At 72.7% G+C, this 15,554-nt stretch carries 17 protein-coding genes and 1 pseudogene; 2 read left to right on the top strand and 16 right to left on the bottom strand.

The window, feature by feature from the left end; genetic code table 11:
- Positions 1-30 precede the first annotated feature (30 nt).
- The 13 genes and pseudogenes from dprA to rpsP all read right to left on the bottom strand — a co-directional run bounded on the left by dprA (position 31) and on the right by rpsP (position 9,170).
- The gene (gene dprA / locus KM427_RS10065) at positions 31-1,140 is read right to left on the bottom strand and encodes a DNA-processing protein DprA (RefSeq protein WP_215527105.1); all 1,110 of its coding nucleotides are present in this window, start codon (positions 1,138-1,140) and stop codon (positions 31-33) included.
- Entirely contained in the window at positions 1,137-2,723 is a 1,587-nt protein-coding gene (locus KM427_RS10060) for a YifB family Mg chelatase-like AAA ATPase (RefSeq protein ID WP_215527104.1), read from the bottom strand. The genes dprA and KM427_RS10060 overlap by 4 nt, the downstream gene beginning before the upstream one ends.
- Positions 2,723-3,112 (bottom strand): YraN family protein, encoded by a 390-nt coding sequence (locus KM427_RS10055; RefSeq protein ID WP_215527103.1) that lies wholly within the window; start codon positions 3,110-3,112, stop codon positions 2,723-2,725. The genes KM427_RS10060 and KM427_RS10055 overlap by 1 nt, the downstream gene beginning before the upstream one ends.
- 128 nt (positions 3,113-3,240) lie before the next feature.
- Positions 3,241-3,549 (bottom strand): DUF2469 domain-containing protein, encoded by a 309-nt coding sequence (locus KM427_RS10050; RefSeq protein ID WP_183590558.1) that lies wholly within the window; start codon positions 3,547-3,549, stop codon positions 3,241-3,243.
- 70 nt (positions 3,550-3,619) lie between these two features.
- Positions 3,620-4,327 carry a ribonuclease HII gene (locus KM427_RS10045; RefSeq protein ID WP_183590559.1) on the bottom strand — a complete coding sequence of 236 codons (708 nt, stop codon included), beginning with the start codon at positions 4,325-4,327 and terminating at the stop codon, positions 3,620-3,622.
- A gap of 17 nt (positions 4,328-4,344) precedes the next feature.
- Complete coding sequence (gene lepB, locus KM427_RS10040) at positions 4,345-5,145, bottom strand: signal peptidase I (RefSeq protein WP_215527102.1); 801 nt, start codon at positions 5,143-5,145, stop codon at positions 4,345-4,347.
- 81 nt (positions 5,146-5,226) lie between these two features.
- Positions 5,227-5,982: a signal peptidase I gene (lepB, locus tag KM427_RS10035; RefSeq protein ID WP_183590561.1), complete on the bottom strand. Its 756-nt coding sequence runs from the start codon at positions 5,980-5,982 to the stop codon at positions 5,227-5,229.
- Between the two features lie 88 nt (positions 5,983-6,070).
- The gene (gene rplS / locus KM427_RS10030; protein ID WP_183590562.1) at positions 6,071-6,421 is read right to left on the bottom strand and encodes a 50S ribosomal protein L19; all 351 of its coding nucleotides are present in this window, start codon (positions 6,419-6,421) and stop codon (positions 6,071-6,073) included.
- Positions 6,422-6,610: 189 nt separating this feature from the next.
- Positions 6,611-7,072 carry a GNAT family N-acetyltransferase gene (locus tag KM427_RS25480; RefSeq protein WP_252275383.1) on the bottom strand — a complete coding sequence of 154 codons (462 nt, stop codon included), beginning with the start codon at positions 7,070-7,072 and terminating at the stop codon, positions 6,611-6,613.
- A gap of 18 nt (positions 7,073-7,090) precedes the next feature.
- Positions 7,091-7,762, bottom strand: a pseudogene (trmD, locus tag KM427_RS25475) (tRNA (guanosine(37)-N1)-methyltransferase TrmD); the annotation flags it as partial.
- Positions 7,759-8,310 (bottom strand): ribosome maturation factor RimM, encoded by a 552-nt coding sequence (rimM, locus tag KM427_RS10020; RefSeq protein WP_215527100.1) that lies wholly within the window; start codon positions 8,308-8,310, stop codon positions 7,759-7,761. The gene rimM and the pseudogene trmD, both read right to left, overlap by 4 nt.
- Positions 8,311-8,385: 75 nt before the next feature.
- Positions 8,386-8,628: an RNA-binding protein gene (locus KM427_RS10015; protein ID WP_183590565.1), complete on the bottom strand. Its 243-nt coding sequence runs from the start codon at positions 8,626-8,628 to the stop codon at positions 8,386-8,388.
- A gap of 5 nt (positions 8,629-8,633) precedes the next feature.
- Positions 8,634-9,170 carry a 30S ribosomal protein S16 gene (rpsP, locus tag KM427_RS10010; protein ID WP_183590566.1) on the bottom strand — a complete coding sequence of 179 codons (537 nt, stop codon included), beginning with the start codon at positions 9,168-9,170 and terminating at the stop codon, positions 8,634-8,636.
- A gap of 179 nt (positions 9,171-9,349) precedes the next feature.
- Between rpsP and KM427_RS10005 the strand changes: the two genes are divergently transcribed.
- The gene (locus tag KM427_RS10005) at positions 9,350-9,994 is read left to right on the top strand and encodes a hypothetical protein (protein ID WP_215527099.1); all 645 of its coding nucleotides are present in this window, start codon (positions 9,350-9,352) and stop codon (positions 9,992-9,994) included.
- Between the two features lie 33 nt (positions 9,995-10,027).
- On the top strand, positions 10,028-10,948 hold the full coding sequence (locus tag KM427_RS10000; protein WP_215527098.1) for a response regulator transcription factor: 921 nt from the start codon (positions 10,028-10,030) through the stop codon (positions 10,946-10,948).
- On the opposite strand, the gene KM427_RS09995 is transcribed toward KM427_RS10000, so the two are convergent.
- The 3 genes from KM427_RS09995 to KM427_RS09985 all read right to left on the bottom strand — a co-directional run bounded on the left by KM427_RS09995 (position 10,928) and on the right by KM427_RS09985 (position 15,450).
- A complete protein-coding gene (locus KM427_RS09995; RefSeq protein WP_183590569.1) occupies positions 10,928-12,001 on the bottom strand; it encodes an amidohydrolase family protein in 1,074 nt (357 codons plus the stop codon). The two genes, KM427_RS10000 and KM427_RS09995, sit on opposite strands and share 21 nt — an antisense overlap.
- A gap of 269 nt (positions 12,002-12,270) precedes the next feature.
- Positions 12,271-13,620, bottom strand: coding sequence for an HNH endonuclease signature motif containing protein (locus KM427_RS09990; protein WP_215527097.1), 1,350 nt, complete (start codon positions 13,618-13,620; stop codon positions 12,271-12,273).
- A gap of 597 nt (positions 13,621-14,217) precedes the next feature.
- Entirely contained in the window at positions 14,218-15,450 is a 1,233-nt protein-coding gene (locus tag KM427_RS09985; RefSeq protein ID WP_215527096.1) for an MFS transporter, read from the bottom strand.
- Positions 15,451-15,554: the final 104 nt, after the last annotated feature.

Raw genomic sequence — 15,554 nt, 5'->3', positions numbered from 1 at the left:
ACGTCTGCACTCTACGAACGGCCGACCTCCTCACTCGTGAGCCAACGCGGCGAGCCGCCACCCGGCCTCGTCCAGCTCGACCATCCCCCGCATCTCGAGCTCGAGCAGGGTGCCGTGAGCCCGTTCGGCGCTGAGACCGACGAGCCGCGCGATCGACGAGGACGTCGCGCCACGCGCGACCGGCACCGCGTCGAGCACGAGGCGCTGGCGCTCGGTCAGGGCGTCCCGGGCCCGGTCGCGACCGCGCGGGATGCTCAGGAGGTGCTCCCCCGCGGGGCTGAGCACCTCCAGCACCTCGGCTCCCGAGGTGACCAAGGTCGCCGCGCCGGTGCGGACCAGCTGGTGGACGCCGGCCGACGAGGCGCTGGTCACCGGGCCCGGGACGCCCATGAGGTGCCGATTGAGGCGCCCGGCCCAGTTGGCGGTGTTGAGCGCACCGCTGCGGAGTGCGGCCTCGACGACTACGGTTCCGCGGGTGAGCGCGGCGATCAGCCGGTTGCGCGACAGGAACCGCACCCGCATCGCCGCGCCACCCGGCACGGTCTCGGAGACCACCGCCCCGTCGTCCGCGATGCGGGCCACGAGCGCGGTGTGCTCCTTCGGGTAGACCCGGTCGGCTCCGCAGGCCAGCACGGCCACGGTCGGCGCGCCCGCCGAGATCGCGCCACGATGGGCGGCCTGGTCGATGCCGTACGCCGCGCCGGACACGACGATGCGCGCCGCCTCGGCGACCTCGCCCGCGACGTCGCGGGCGAGGTCGGCGCCGTAGGTCGTGGCCGATCGCGAACCGACCACCGCGAGGGCGCCGCCGAGCGCGTCGAGGCGGAGCGGCCCGCGCACCCACAACCCCAGCGGCACCCCGCCGCGCTCCTGCACCGAGCCGGCGCCGGCCAGGTCGTCGAGCCCCGCCGGCCACTCGTCGTCGCCGGGCACGACGAACCGGAGCCCGGACCTGGCGGCGACCTCGAGCTCACGAACGCTGTCGATCTCCGCGAGCCTCGGTCCGAGCGTCGCGTCCTCGAGCAGCTGCTCCAACACGGCGGCGGCACCGAAGGACGTCACCGCGTCGAGCAGGGCGGCCCGGCCGGGCTCGGCGATCCTCCCGAGCGCGACGCGGGCGAGCCGGTCCGGCTCGGTCACGACACCCGCTCCAGCATCTGCAGCAGGAGCGGCTCCCCGGTGCGGAGCCGCAGCGCGGTCTCCACCTCGTCGAGGCCCGGACGATCGAGGCGACGGAGATCGGCGACCGTCCAGGAGAGCCGGTGGACGCGGGTGGCACCGCGGCGGCTCAGCCGTCCGTCGTAGAGCTGCTCGTCGACGGCGCGCTGACCGGCCTTGGTGAGCGGCCAGCGCTCGCGCAGCACCGGCCCCGGTGCGTGGCCGTTGAGGCGCCAGCTCTCGCCGTCGTACCGCTCGGCCTGCCGAGCGCGGGCGGCGGTGACCCGCTGGCGCACCTGCGCCGAGGACTCGGGTGCCTCGGTGTCGGCGAGCGCGTCGTGCCGGCGCAACGGCGGCAGGTGCCGGACGATGTCGACCCGGTCGGCGACCGGACCCGTGACCTTGTTGCGGTAGTCGCGGCGCTGGACCTCGCGGCACGTGCACCGGTTGAACCGGACGTCCCCGCTGTAGTCGCCGCAGGGACACGGATTGCACGCGAGCACCACCATGCCTCGGGCCGGGAGCGTCACCGACTCGTCGCGTCGGGCGATCGTCACGTCCCCACTCTCGAGCGGCTGGCGCAGCGCCTCGATCACGTCGGAGCGGAACAGGGGGAACTCGTCGAGGAAGAGCACGCCGCCGTGGGACCGACTCACCTCTCCCGGCCGGACGGCGCCCGACCCTCCCCCGACGATGCTCGCCTTGCTGGCGTCGTGGTGCGGGGCCGCGAACGGAGGCCGGGTGAGCATCCCGGCAGCCGGGTCGAGGGTGCCGGCCAGGGAGCTGATCGCGCTGAGCTCGAGCGACTCGTCCGGCGTGAGGTCGGGCAGGATGCCGGGAACCCGTTCGGCCAGGCTGGTCTTGCCGGAGCCCTTGGGCCCGGACAGCAGGAGATGGTGGCCCCCGGCCGCGGCGACCTCGACGGCGTACCGCGCGTCGTCGACTCCGAGCAGGTCGGCGAGGTCGAGCTCCTCGAGCCGCTCCTGGCCACGCCAGGCGAGCAGCCGGGCACCCGACAGCGGGGCCACCGGCTCGGCGTACGGAACCTCCTCGTCGCGCAGGATGGCCACCACCTGCGCCAGCGAACGGACCCCGATCACGCTCATGTCGGGGACCATCGCGGCCTCGGTCGCCTGCGGCTCGGGGACGAACACGGCGCGGATGCCCCGCTCGGCGGCCGCGAGCACCATCGGCAGCACGCCGCTGACCGAGCGCAGGTTGCCGTCGAGGGTGAGCTCGCCGACGAGCGCCGTGTCCGCCAACGAGGCGGCCGGGACCGTGCCCGCGGCCGCCAGCACGGAGACCGCGACCGCCAGGTCGAAGTGGGTGCCCCGCTTGAGCAGGTCGGCGGGCGAGAGCAGGATCGTGATCCTCCTGGTCGCCGGCCAGTCGAGGTGGCTGTTGATGATGGCCATGCGACACCGGTCGCGGGCCTCGTTGATCGTGGTGTCGGCCCGGCCGACCACGGTCACGCCGACCTGGCCGGGTGAGACGTCGGTCTGCACGTCGATGAGGTGGCCCACCGCGCCGTGCAGCGACACGGTGTGGGCGGTGGCGAACGGCATCAGCCGACCCCCCGGACGTGCTCCACGGCCGACGGCCCCTTGAGGGGTCGGAGCACGGCGACCAGGTCGACGCGGACCTCGGGCGCGGTCAGCCCGTGCGCGGCCTGCCAGCGCATCGCCAGCCGCCGCAGCCGGTCGAGCTTCGCCGCGTCGACCGCCTCGTGCGGGGTGCCGTAGTCGACCGAGGTGCGGGTCTTCACCTCGCACGCGACCAGCACGGCGCCGTCGCGCAGCACCAGGTCGAGCTCACCCGCCTCGCACCGCCAGTTGCGGTCGAGGACGACCATCCCCTGTGCCACGAGGTGCCGCTCCGCGAGCCGCTCGCCGTACTCCCCCAACGCCTGGTTGTGCAGCGCCTGGTTGCGCCCCGCCCGTGCCGTTCCCGTCATCTCGATGACCTCCTGACCGCCAGCGTCGCGGTCGGAGGGGACGGTCGGGAGCGCGGAAGGCCGCGCCTGGGGATCGCGCTGCCGGAAGGGCGCCTGTGGACGGAAGGTGGCCCGTCAGCCGGGGGCCGTCAGGACTTCGGGGGGTCGATCTCCGTCGGGCTGAGCTCCTCGACGTTGACGTCCTTGAACGTCAGTACCTTGACGTTCTTGGCGAAGCGTGCGGGGCGGTACATGTCCCACACCCACGCATCGCTCATCGACACCTCGAAGAACACGTCGCCGGCCTCGGTGCGCGCCTTCACGTCCACCTGGTTGCACAGGTAGAAGCGACGGTCGGTCTCGACGACGTACTTGAAGATGCCGACGACGTCGCGGTACTCCCGGTAGAGCGTCAGCTCCATCTCGGTCTCGTACTTCTCGAGGTCCTCCGCGCTCATGCTTCTCCGGGGTCCCCGCGGAAGGGCGCCGCCGCGCGCAGCGCCCCCGTCGCGCGCTTTCGTGGGGTGTTCACGACGCCGACTCTATCCCCGTGGGCTCGAGTCCGAGCTCGCCCACGCCGGGCTCCAGGCCCGCGGCCCGACGGACGTTGACGAACCGCATCCGGTGCACCGGCGAGGGCCCGTGCTCGGTGAGCGCCGCGGTGTGCACGTCGGTGATGTAGCCCTTGTGCGTCTTGAAGTCGTACGCCGGCCAGACCGCGTCGAGCTCGGTCATGATCCGGTCGCGGGTGACCTTCGCCAGCACCGACGCGGCGGCGATGCACGCGGCGACCCGGTCGCCCTTCCAGACCGCCAGGCCGGGTACGCCGAGCCCGTCGACCGGGAACCCGTCGGTCAGCACGTAGGCCGGCGGCAGCTCGAGCAGGGCGACCGCGCGCCGCAGCGCCTCGACGTTCGCCACGTGCATGCCGAGCCGGTCGCACTCGTCGTGGGACACCACCACCACCGACCAGGCGAGCGCCCGCTTCACGATCTGGTCGTAGCAGCGCTCGCGGGCCTTCTCGGTGAGCAGCTTGGAGTCCGCCAGCCCCGGCACGATGCCCGCCCTGCCCGGCGGCAGGATCGCCGCGCCCGCCACGAGCGGACCCGCGCAGGCGCCACGGCCGGCCTCGTCGACGCCGGCGATGTCCTCGATGCCGTGCCGACGGAGCGCACGCTCGTAGCCGTAGAGACCGGCGTCCCTGCGGACGGTGACTCCACGGGGCAGCTCGCTCACGGGACCATCACCCCCGGTCAGTCGGCGTCGGGCACGTCCGCGAAGGTGTCGGGACGGTGCAGGATCTTGAAGCGGTCACTGGGCCACAGCAGCACGAAGACCTTGCCGACCACGTCGTCGACGTCGACGTACGGATTCTTCGTGCAGTCGGTGTCCGTGGGTTTGCACATGTGGAACGACGAGTCCGCCGAGTTGTTGCGGTTGTCGCCCATCACGAAGACCTGGCCGTCGGGGATCGGCCCGACCTCCCAGTCCTTGCTGCAGTCGTTGACCATCGGGCCGTAGCAGTCGGCGCCGCCGAGGCGGGCGTAGTCCTTCTCGTCCAGTGGCTGGCCGTTGACCGTGAGCCGGCCCTGCTCGTCGCAGCACTTGATCACGTCGCCGGCCACGCCGATCACCCGCTTCACCAGGTGCCCGCCGGTCGGGTAGAGCCCGACCTTCGACAGCGCCTTGGCGACGGTGCCGGTCGGACCGGCGGCCTCCTCGCCGTTCAACCAGCCGCCCGGGTCCTTGAACACGACGACGTCGCCGCGCTCGGGGCCACCGAACCAGTACGACGGCTTCTCGACCAGGATCCGGTCGTTCTTCACCAGCCCGGGCTCCATCGACTCCGACGGGATGTAGAACGCCTGCACGAACAGCGCCTTGATCAGGATCGCCAGCACCAGCGCGATGCCGAGCAGCAGGATCGTCTCCTGCCAGACGGGCAGGTGCTTCTTCTGCTTCTTCTGCTTCGCGCCGTCGGGGCTAGTCGGGGCGCCCGCAGGCCCCTCGTCGGGTGACTCCGCGTTCGCCGTGGGTTCGTCGGTGGTGCTCATGCCCTCGCCATCGTCGTCGGAAGCCACGCCCCAGGGTAAACGTAGCCCGGTGCCGAAGCGGGACCGCCGCGACCGAACCGGTCAGGACGCGTCCGGTACGTCGTCGAAGGTCGCCGGCCGGTGCAGGAACCCGAAGCGATCCACCGGCCAGGCCAGGACGAAGACCTTGCCGACCACGTCGTCGACGTCGACGTACGGGTCCTCGTCGCAGGCGGTGCCGATCGGTGCGCCGAGACACGCGTGGCGGCTGGAGTCGGCCGAGTTGCTGCGGTTGTCGCCCATCACGAAGACCCGCCCGTGGGGAACCGGCCCGACCCTCCAGTCGCAGGACGCCGACCCGCGTGGCATCGGGCCGTAGCAGTCGGCGCCGTCGAGGACGGCGTAGTCCTCCTCGTCGAGGGGTTGGCCGTTGACCATCAGGCGGCCCTGCTCGTCGCAGCACCTGATCACGTCGCCGGCCACGCCGATCACCCGCTTCACCAGGTGGCCCTCGGTCGGGAAGAGCCCGACCTTCGCGAGCGCTCTCGCCAGGGCCGACGGCGGCTCGCCCGGCGGCAGCCAGCCACCGGGGTCCTTGAACACGACGACGTCACCGCGCTCGGGGCCACCGAACCAGTACGACGGCTTCTCGACCAGGATCCGGTCGTTCTTCACCAGCCCGGGCTCCATCGAGGCCGAGGGGATGTAGAAGGCCTGCACGAACAGCGCCTTGACCAGGATCGCCAGCACCAGCGCGATGCCGAGCAGCAGGATCGCCTCCTGCCAGACCGGGAGCCGCCGGCCCCGGACGCGCGAGGACCGCGACCCCTCGTCGGGATCGCGGTCCTCGGAAGTCATCGCGGGGTCCCCGCGGAATCGTGCGCCGGAGGAGCGAAGCGGAGGAGGCCGCGATTCCGTGGGGTGCTCACGCGGGTGAGCGTAGCGCTCAGGCCTCGCGGCGCTCCTTGATCTTGGCCTTCTTGCCGCGGAGGTTGCGCAGGTAGTAGAGCTTCGCGCGGCGGACGTCACCACGGGTGACGACCTCGATCTGCTCGAAGATCGGCGAGTTCAGCGGGAAGGTCCGCTCGACGCCGACGCCGAAGGAGACCTTGCGGACGGTGAAGGTGCGGCCCACGCCGGCACCGTGGATGCGGATGACGACACCCTGGAACACCTGGATGCGGGACCGGTTGCCCTCGACGACCTTCACGTGCACCTTGACGGTGTCACCGGAGCGGAACTCCGGGAGGTCCGTGCGCTTGCTCGCGCTGCCGAGCTCGGCGATGACGTTGCTCATTGTCTCTCCTCGCGAGTGCCACAGGTCAGCCGCGGTGCGGGGATGGCATGCAGTTGGACGGCCCAGCCTGGTGGCCGGCGGCGCCACGCTCCCCCTGTGGCAGGAGGTGGTGCGGAACCCCGTCGAAGACTCACTCCGGGCGATCCCTGTTTGACCGGCTGGACCGAGGGTCAAGTCTGCCACAGGGGCTCAGGGCCGGGAAATCCGCTTGGTCATCCGGACCACGCCCGGGGCGATCTCGCCGCGGAGCCGGTAGCCGGCCTTCCGGTAGATCCGCTGGTTGCGGGCGCTCCCGGCGCCCGTGAACAGTGCGTACGTCGTAGCCGCGGCGGGCGCCATCGCCTCGATCCGCTCCAGCAGCACGCGACCGAGGCCACGGCCGGCGAGGTCGGGGGCCACCATCAGCCGGCCGATCTCCCACAGGTCGTCGTCGAGGGAGGCGCGCACGGCGCCGACCAGGCGCCCCGCGGAGCGGGCGACCAGCACCGTGTCGCGCGCCAGCCACGCGCGTACGTCGTCGTGGGTCTCGTGCAGCGCGGGGATCCGCACGCCGGGGTTGTCGTGCTCCTCGGCCACCCAGCAGGCCAGCTGCAGCACCAGCAGCTCACCGGAGTCGGCGAGCTCGGCGGGTCCGATCTCGACGTCGTCCATCAGTGTCGACGCCGCGACGAGGTCCGGTCGCCGCTGCACCGTGCGCCGCACGGCCTGGTCGTGCCGCCACGCGGCGATCGCGGCGTGGTCGCCCGAGAGCAGCACCGGCGGCACGTCGTGCCCGCGCCACGAGGCGGGCTTGGTGAAGACGGGATACTCCAGCAGGCCGTCCTCGTGCGACTCCTCCACGAGCGACGCGGCGTTGCCCATGAAGCCGGGGAGCAGGCGCACCACGGCCTCGGTGATCGCCAGCGCGGCGACCTCTCCCCCGTTGAGCACGTAGTCGCCGAGCGAGACCTCACACACCTCGGCCCGGGTGGCGACCTCGTCGACGACGCGCTGGTCGATGCCCTCGTAGCGCCCGCAGGCGAACACAATCCGCTCGCGGGTCGCCAGGTCGCGGGCGACCGCCTGCGTGAAGGGCCGCCCCGACGGCGTCGTGAACACGACCGTCGCCGGCCCCTCCGCCAGCAGCTCGTCGAACGCCTCGCCCCACGGTTCGGGCTTCATCACCATGCCGGCGCCGCCGCCGTAGGGCGTGTCGTCGACGGTCCGGTGCCGGTCGTGGGTCCAGCCGCGCAGGTCGTGGACCCGGATGTCGACCAGGCCCTTCTCCCGGGCCCGGCCGGCGAGCGAGAGCTCCAGCGGGGCGAGGTACTCGGGGAAGATCGTGACGACGTCGATCCTCACGAGTCATCCTCCGGCAGCGGCGTCACGAGGCCGGGCCGGTCGGCGATCACGACCCGGCGCGTAGCGAGGTCGACCTCGGGCACGAGCGCCTTCACGAACGGCACCAGCGCGTCGCGACCGTCGGGCGTCCGCACGCTCAGCAGGTCCTGGGCGCCGCCGTGCACCAGGCCGGTGACCTCGCCGAGCCCGGCGCCGGAGACGTCGTACGCCGCCAGCCCGACCAGCTGGTGGTCGTAGTACTCGTCGGGGTCCTCGGGGGTCTCGTCAGCCGCGATCGTGGCGTGCAGCAGGATGCCTCGCGCCGCCTCGGCGGCGTTGCGGTCCGGGATCTCCTCGAAGCGCACCAGCAACACCGACTGGTGCCACTTGGTGCTCGCGACCGTGAGCGTCCGGAGCGTGGACGCCGACCCCTTCGGGGGCTGCACGGCGAAGACCGCACCGCGCGCGAAGCGTCGCTCCGGCTCGTCGGTGCGCACGTCGATCGTGACGTCCCCACGGATGCCGTGCGGCTTGCCGATCCGGCCCACCAGCACCTCGATGGTCTCCACGTGCTTCCTCTCAGAAATGCCGAACGGGTGCCGCCCCCTGAGGGCGACACCCATTCAAGCGGTCGAACGGCGCGTTCAGCGACGTCGGTCCACGTCGACGAAGTCGATCCGGGCGCCGCCGCGTCCGGCGAGCGCCGAGATCACGGTGCGGAACGCCGTGGCGGTGCGACCGCCACGGCCGATCACCTTGCCCAGGTCGTCGGGGTGCACGCGCACTTCGAGGATCGACCCGCGGCGCAGCTGCTTGTCTCGCACGCTCACGTCGTCGGGGTTGTCGACGACACCGCGCACCAGGTGCTCGAGCGCCTCGGCGAGCATGGCGCTCAGGACTCGGCCTTCTCGGCCGCGTCGGCGTCGGACTGCTCCGCGGCCTCGGCCTGCTCGGCGGCGACCTCCGGGGTCTCGTCCGCGGGGACCGGAGCGGTCTCCTCGGCGGCCGGGGCCTCCTCGGCGGGCTTCTCGTCGGCCTTCTTCTTGGCCGCCGACTTCTTGGTGACCGCGTCGCCCTTGGGCTCGCTCGCGGCCTCCTTGAGCGCCTCGTTGAAGATCGCCAGCTTGTCCGGCTTGGCCTCGGCGACCTTCAGGGTGCCTTCGGTGCCGGTGTAGCCCTTGAACTTCTGCCAGTCGCCGGTGATGGTCAGGATCTTGGTGACGGCGTCGGAGGGCTGCGCGCCCACACCCAGCCAGTACGCGACCCGGTCGGAGACGACGTCGATGTACGACGGGTTCTCCTTGGGGTGGTACTTGCCGATCTCCTCGATGACCTTGCCGTCGCGCTTCTTGCGCGAGTCGACGACGACGATGCGGTACTGCGGCACCCGGACCTTGCCCAGGCGCTTCAAGCGGATCTTGACGGCCACGTTTGTGGTGTCTCCTCGGAAGTTGTGTGTGGTGAGGACCCGCGGACCGGGTGGGGACCAGGAGCGGTGTCCTCGATGGGCTCTGCGTCGTCCGGATGAGAGGGTCCGGGCGCGCAGGACTCAGCCGCCAAGTCTGCCAGACGCGACACCGGTCGAGAAAATCGGGCAGAGTCGGTCGCATGACCACGCCGCCGAGCCAGCCGCCGCCGTCGTACCCGGTGCCGTCGGGCTACCCGCCGGGCCAGCCGCCGCGTCCCCAGAAGTATCGCCCGAGCTGGGTGTGGTTCCTGGTCGGTGCCGGCCTGATCGTCGTCGGCGGGGTCGCCGCCGTCGGGCTGTTCATCTGGACCCTGGCGGCGTTCTTCACCACCGATGCCCGCGTGCCCATCGACGGCCGGCCGCACACCGTCACCGTCGACACCGACGGCGACCGGATGCTGTGGCGCTCCGACGACGTGTTCGACCCCGGCTGCCGGGTGGTCGACACGGCCACCGGCGAGGAGATCCGGCTGCGCCCCGTGACCAGCCAGTTCACCCGCGACACCGGTGACGGCGACTTCGTGGCGGCGTACCGCTTCGCTCCAGGCTCCGGAGAGCTCGAGGTCACCTGCAACGCGACGCCCGGCGACCTCGAGTCCGAGGACGGGTTCGGCGATCCCGACGAACGCCAGGTGGTCATCGGGCCGGCCCCGACGGTCGGCGGCTTCGTCGGCGGGCTGATCGCGACGGTCGCGGTGGGCGGCCTGCTCGGCCTGCTGGGCCTGGCGACGCTGATCGTCAACGGCGTGCTCTGGGCGACCCGGCCGGCGCGGCCGAAGTCCTGACAGGACGCCGGATCGTTTGTGATACTCCGTCGCGTGTCTGATGCCTCGGGGAACGCTCGGCCGACTGCCCTGATCATCGAGGACGACCAGGACACCATCGACCTGCTGGAGGTCGTGCTGACCCAGGCCGGCTTCGCCGTGCTGAGCGCCGGCGACGCGGCGACCGGCATCGCGCTCGCCCAGCAGCACCAGCCGGTGCTCGCCACCATCGACGTGACGATGCCCGAGATGGACGGCCTCGAGGCCACGCGGCGGATCCGCGAGTTCAGCTCGGCGTACATCGTCATCATCAGCAGCCGCTCCCAGGAGGCCGACATCCTCGCCGGCTTCGACGCCGGTGCCGACGACTACGTGCCCAAGCCGATCCGCCCGGTCGAGCTGCGGGCTCGGCTGGCCGCGGTCGCGCGCCGGCCGGTGACCGAGATCGTCGGTGGGACCGCCGAGACCGGCTGGGCGCCGGCGGCGGAGGACGCGGAGCGTTCGGCGTTCCTGCGCCAGGTCGCCGCCGGGCAGCCCGTCGGCGCCGAGCCGGAGCCCGACGACGAGGACACCGGGCACGACGGCCGCGAGGGCATGCTCGAGGTCGGCATGCGGTTCGTCGGTGGCTGGATCGAGTTCCGCGGGCTGCGGATCAACCCGGCGCGCGGCATCGTCGTCGTCGACGACCGCCTCGTCGACCTCCCGCAGGAGCAGGTCGACCTGCTGGAGGTCCTGATGTACACCGGCAGCCGGACGCTGAGCGCCCGCCAGCTCGCACTGCGGATGCGCGGGCAGACCGAGCAGACGGCGACCACCACCCACCGCCAGGACGAGCGGTGGATCGACGCGCTGATGACGGGCCTGCGGCTGGGGGTCAAGGACGACGGCCCGCGGCCGCGCTGGTTCGCGGTGCTGCCCCGGAGCAAGTACCGCCTGGTCCGGCCGGCGGCTCCGTCAGCAGATCCGTCCGCGTAGCACGACACAGGCCGGGCGGAGCAGCACGGACAGGTCGGCCAGCGGATCGGCGTCGTAGACGACGAAGTCCGCCGGCGCGCCCTCGGCCAGGTCGGCGTTCCAGCCGAGCCACTCGCGGGCGCGCCACGACGCCGCGCCGAGCGCGTAGTCGCGCGGCAGCCCCATCGCGGCCAGCCCGATCACCTCGCCGGCCAGGTTGCCGTGGCGGCTGACCCCGCCGTTGTCGGAGCCCGCGTAGAGCGGCACCCCCGCGTCGTACGCCGCCATCAGCGTCTCGCGGCGGCGCACGAAGAGGTCGGTCATGGTGCGGGAGTACGCCGGGAACCGCTCGCGCCCCGACCAGGCGTACTCGGGGAACTTCTCGGTCTGCATGACGGTCGGCACCAGCGCCACCTGCCGCTCGACCATCTGCGCGAGGTGGCTCTCGTCGAGGCCGGTGCCGTGCTCGATGCAGTCGATGCCGGCCGCCAGCACGCTGGTGAGGACGTCGCTGCCGAAGCAGTGGGCGGTCACCTTCGCGCCGTGCTCGTGGGCGACGCGGATCGCCGCCGCGAAGTCGTCGGCCGGGAACGACGGCATCAGGTCGCCGTCCTCGCGGGAGATCCAGTCACCCACCAGCTTCACCCAGCCATCGCCGCGCTGGGCCTCCTGGGCGACGTACGCCGCGAGGTCCGCCGGCTCGACCTCGTGGGCGTAGTCGCGCAGGTAGCGCTTGGTGCGCGCGATGTGTCGGCCGGCGCGGATCAGCCGCGGCAGGTCCTCGCGCTCCTGGATCCAGCGGGTGTCGACCGGGGACCCGCAGTCGCGGATCAGCAACGCGCCGCCGTCGCGATCCTCGATCGCCTGCTGCTCGGTCTCCTCGTCGCTGATCGCACCGTGCTCCCCCAGGCCGAGGTGGCAGTGGGCGTCGACCAGGCCGGGCACGATCCAGCCATCCACCGCCCGCTCGGCACCGGCAACCGGCTCGTAGGTGATCGCGCCGTCCACGACGTACAGCTCACGGGGTTCGCCGTCGGGCAGGACCGGACCGGAGAACTTCAGTGCAGCAGCCATGCCCGGACGCTACCGCCTGCGGTGGCCGGCGCCGGCCCCGCCGTCCCATCGATCGCCGCACGCCGCCCAGGCCCACGCGCGTCATCAGGGCCCCGCCTGAGCCGCTAGCAACAGCTTGTCGATGTCGCGCAGCGGCGCGGTCGGCTTGTGGTCACGGTCGGTGACGCGCTTACCGGATTTGTGTGGTCGCCGTGGGTAGGGGTTACGGGGGGGGTGGTGACGGCTGCTGGGCGGCTTGCGGTCTGCTCGGGTCGACCGGGTCGCTCGGGTCAGGCGGCGTAGTCGACGGCGATGTGGAGGTCGGTGTAGTAGAGCTCGCCTCCCATGAGGGGCACGACGCGGCTGGGGGTGGGTGCGCGGGGCGCTGTTGATCGGATGACGTGGCCGGTAGGCAGCGTGGTCTCGACGACGTGCTGATCGGGCGGGCCGGCCAGTGGTCTGGCCCGCCAGCCGGGGGCCTGTTTGGTGTGGTTGCACTGCTCGCACAGGCCTTGGCCGTTGATCGCGGAGGTGGGACCACCGTCGGCGTGGTCGGTGATGTGGTCGTGGTGACGGACCGGGGCGTTGCACCAGGGGGTGCGACAGGTCTGGTCGCGCAGCTCGAGGAACAGCCCGAGGGCCTTCGGGAACGCCCGGGCGCGGGCCTCCATTGCGACGAGGGTGCCGGTCTCGGGGGCCACGTAGAGCCGCCGCAGCGCCGTCCGCGCCGTCTGCGCCGTCTGCGCCTGCGCGTGGGCGAGGGCGGTGGCGGCGAGGTCGCGGGCGTGGTCGGCGGTCAGGGGGCCGTAGCCGGTGAGCCAGGCGGGCTGGTGTCCGCCGGCGAGGAGGGTGTGGTCGGAGACGGTCAGGTTGACCGTGACCGGGACCCCCTCCGCCGTGGCCTGTCCGGTGACGAGCTCGACGAGGGTGTCGGTCATCACCTGACCCCGTGACCGCGGGTCGCCCTGGGCACGAGCGGAGTCGGCGACCCGGGTCAGGGTGGCGTAGACCGCGACACCCTGAGCGACCGGCAGCAGTACCGAGAGCCGGGCCATCGTGTCCGGCGCGGGCCGCAGGCTCACGTGCCGCTCGGCCTCCGCCTTCGCGCGGCGGTCGACCACCGCGGCCGGGTCCAGGCCGGCGACCAGCGCCCGGGTCTGCGCGACGAGTCGTCGGTCGCCCCACCCCTCGAACCGATACGCGCCATCGGAGTCGGGGGCGCACAGCTCGGCGTCCACCCGGGCCCGGTGCCCGGGTGCCAGGCAGGCGGTCTCCCGGGCGATCAGGATCGCCCGCCACTCCGACACCACCCCGGCCGCCAGCGCGGCCTCCGTCGAGGGGAGCTCGGCCAGGGCGTGCGCGAACCCCAACAACCGCGACCCGCGCGCGGGGGACTCCCGGCGGGCGTAGGCCACCAGACCGGGCACGTCCCGCCCCCGCCGCGCCGCCGGCACCCCCTGGTCGGCGTGCCGGGCCTTCACGCGGGCATCGAGTGCCCGGGTCAACCGGGCCTGGGCCGCGCAGGCCTTCGCTTTGGTGTCCTCGAGGGCGCGGATCGCGTCCACCAGCTCCGCCTCGCTCATCCTCGACGCGTCGGACACGTCACCGGCCCGGAGGTCGGTGACGGGAGCGCTGGTCATGCCTCATTGTATCGAACGATTGTTCGATCACACAAGGGATTGGGCGGACCAGTTCGGCCGGGGTGGCCGGCTTGGGGTGGTTTCGAGACAGGCGCCAGCGCGCCTTCCTCAACCACCGGGCTCGGAGGGAGGCTCGGCGACGGTGGTTGAGGAGGTTGCGCTAGCAACCGTCTCGAAACCCACGCACCCACGCTGGCGCCGCCGGGAGGGCGCCGACAATCGCTCGCGCGGTACAGGTGGTTTCGAGACAGGCGCTAGCGCGCCTTCCTCAACCACCGTGCTCGGCGGGAGACTCGGCGACGGTGGTTGAGGAGGTTGCGCTAGCAACCGTCTCGAAACCACCCCCAACGCGACCCAGTCCCGACCACAGGTCGGCGTCCTCCCGACAGGCGCCGACAGGGTGCGCGGGAGGAGCCGTCAAGGGCGCGAAGCGGCGAAGCGAACCCTGGACGGCGCAGGACGCGCACCCACACTGGCGCCCGCGGGACGACGCCAACACTCCCCCAACCCGGGACAGGTGGTTTCGAGACAGGCGCTAGCGCGCCTTCCTCAACCACCGGGCGCGCGCCTTCCTCGACCACCCGATCGCCGCGCCGGCTACGCGGCGACGAGCTCGGGCTGCCGGGCGACGTGCAGGGCGGCCTGGAGCCGCCGCTGCGCGGTGAGGACCAGGACGAACGCGACCGCCATCGCAACGACGGTGACCGCGAAGGCCGCGGTGTGGCCGTGCTGGTCGGCGAGCCGGCCGGCGATGGTGGAGCCGACGGCGTAGCCGAGGCCGGTGGCGCTGGCGAGCACCGTCATCGCGGTGGCGACGCGGGCGGGCGCGACGACCCGCTCGGCGAGGGTGAACACGCCGATCATGAAGGGCGCGACCGCGCAGCCGAGCACCGCCACGACCGCGATCAGCGCCGGCAGGCCGTCGACCAGCAGCAGCGGGAACGAGAGCACGAAGAGCGCGCTGACCGCGGCGAGGATCCGCCGCTCCGGGCCGATCCGCTCGGGGATGAACGCGGTAGCGATGCCCGCGACGGCGCTGCCGACCCCGAGGGTGGCGTGCACGAGTCCGGCGACACCCGGCTGACCGGCGGCGGTGGCCAGCACCGTCGTGCCGGTCTGGGTCGCACCGAAGAGGGTGCCGATCAGCAGCTGGGCGCTGACCAGCACCACGAGCACCGGGGTCAGCAGCCGCCCGGTCGGCAGCGCGGCGCCCGCACCACGATGGGTCCGCGCGGTGCGGTGCAGCGCGAACGCCGTACCGAAGACCGCGAGCATCGCGGCCGCGAGGAGCAGCGCACCACCGGGCGAGATCACGACGACCCCGAGGCCCACGAGGGCCGGGCCGATCGCGAACGACGCCTCGTCGGCGGCGCCCTCGTAGGAGAACGCGACATCGACGAGGCGGCGCTGCTGACCGCCGGTGCGGGCCGTGATCGGCCGCCAGCGCACCCGGGCCAGCGGCCCGACCTGGGGCATCGTGAGCCCGGCGAGGGCGGCGACCGCGACGACGGTCGCCGGCGCCGCGTCGGCGTGCACCAGGGCGACGAGCAGCGTCAGCGAGGCGGCGCCGGCCACCGACTGGACGAGCACCACGTGGCGCTGGCCGAGCCGGTCCGCGAGCGAGCCCGCGATCGGGGCGCCGACGGCGTTCGCGACGGCGAGGGCGCCGGCGGAGAGTCCGCCGAGGCCGTAGCTGCCGGTCGCGCCGGCGACCAGGAGCAGGGTGCCCAGCTGACTCATCGCGAGCGGCAGGCGGGCGACGAACGCGACGACGACGTACGTCGGACCCGCGAGCTCGAAGAGCCGCCGGTAGGAGGCGAGGGGTGACACGGGAGGGGCCTTTCGGGTCGCGTCGAACGACGCGCCGAACCCACCTCCAAGACGCGTGAAACCCTGAACTGGCTCCAGTCTAGGGCTCCGACCGGCCGAAGGCC

The organism is Nocardioides sp. LMS-CY, assembly GCF_018732145.1.
Taxonomy (GTDB): domain Bacteria; phylum Actinomycetota; class Actinomycetes; order Propionibacteriales; family Nocardioidaceae; genus Nocardioides; species Nocardioides soli.
This window is presented reverse-complemented; position numbering and strand designations above follow the sequence as displayed.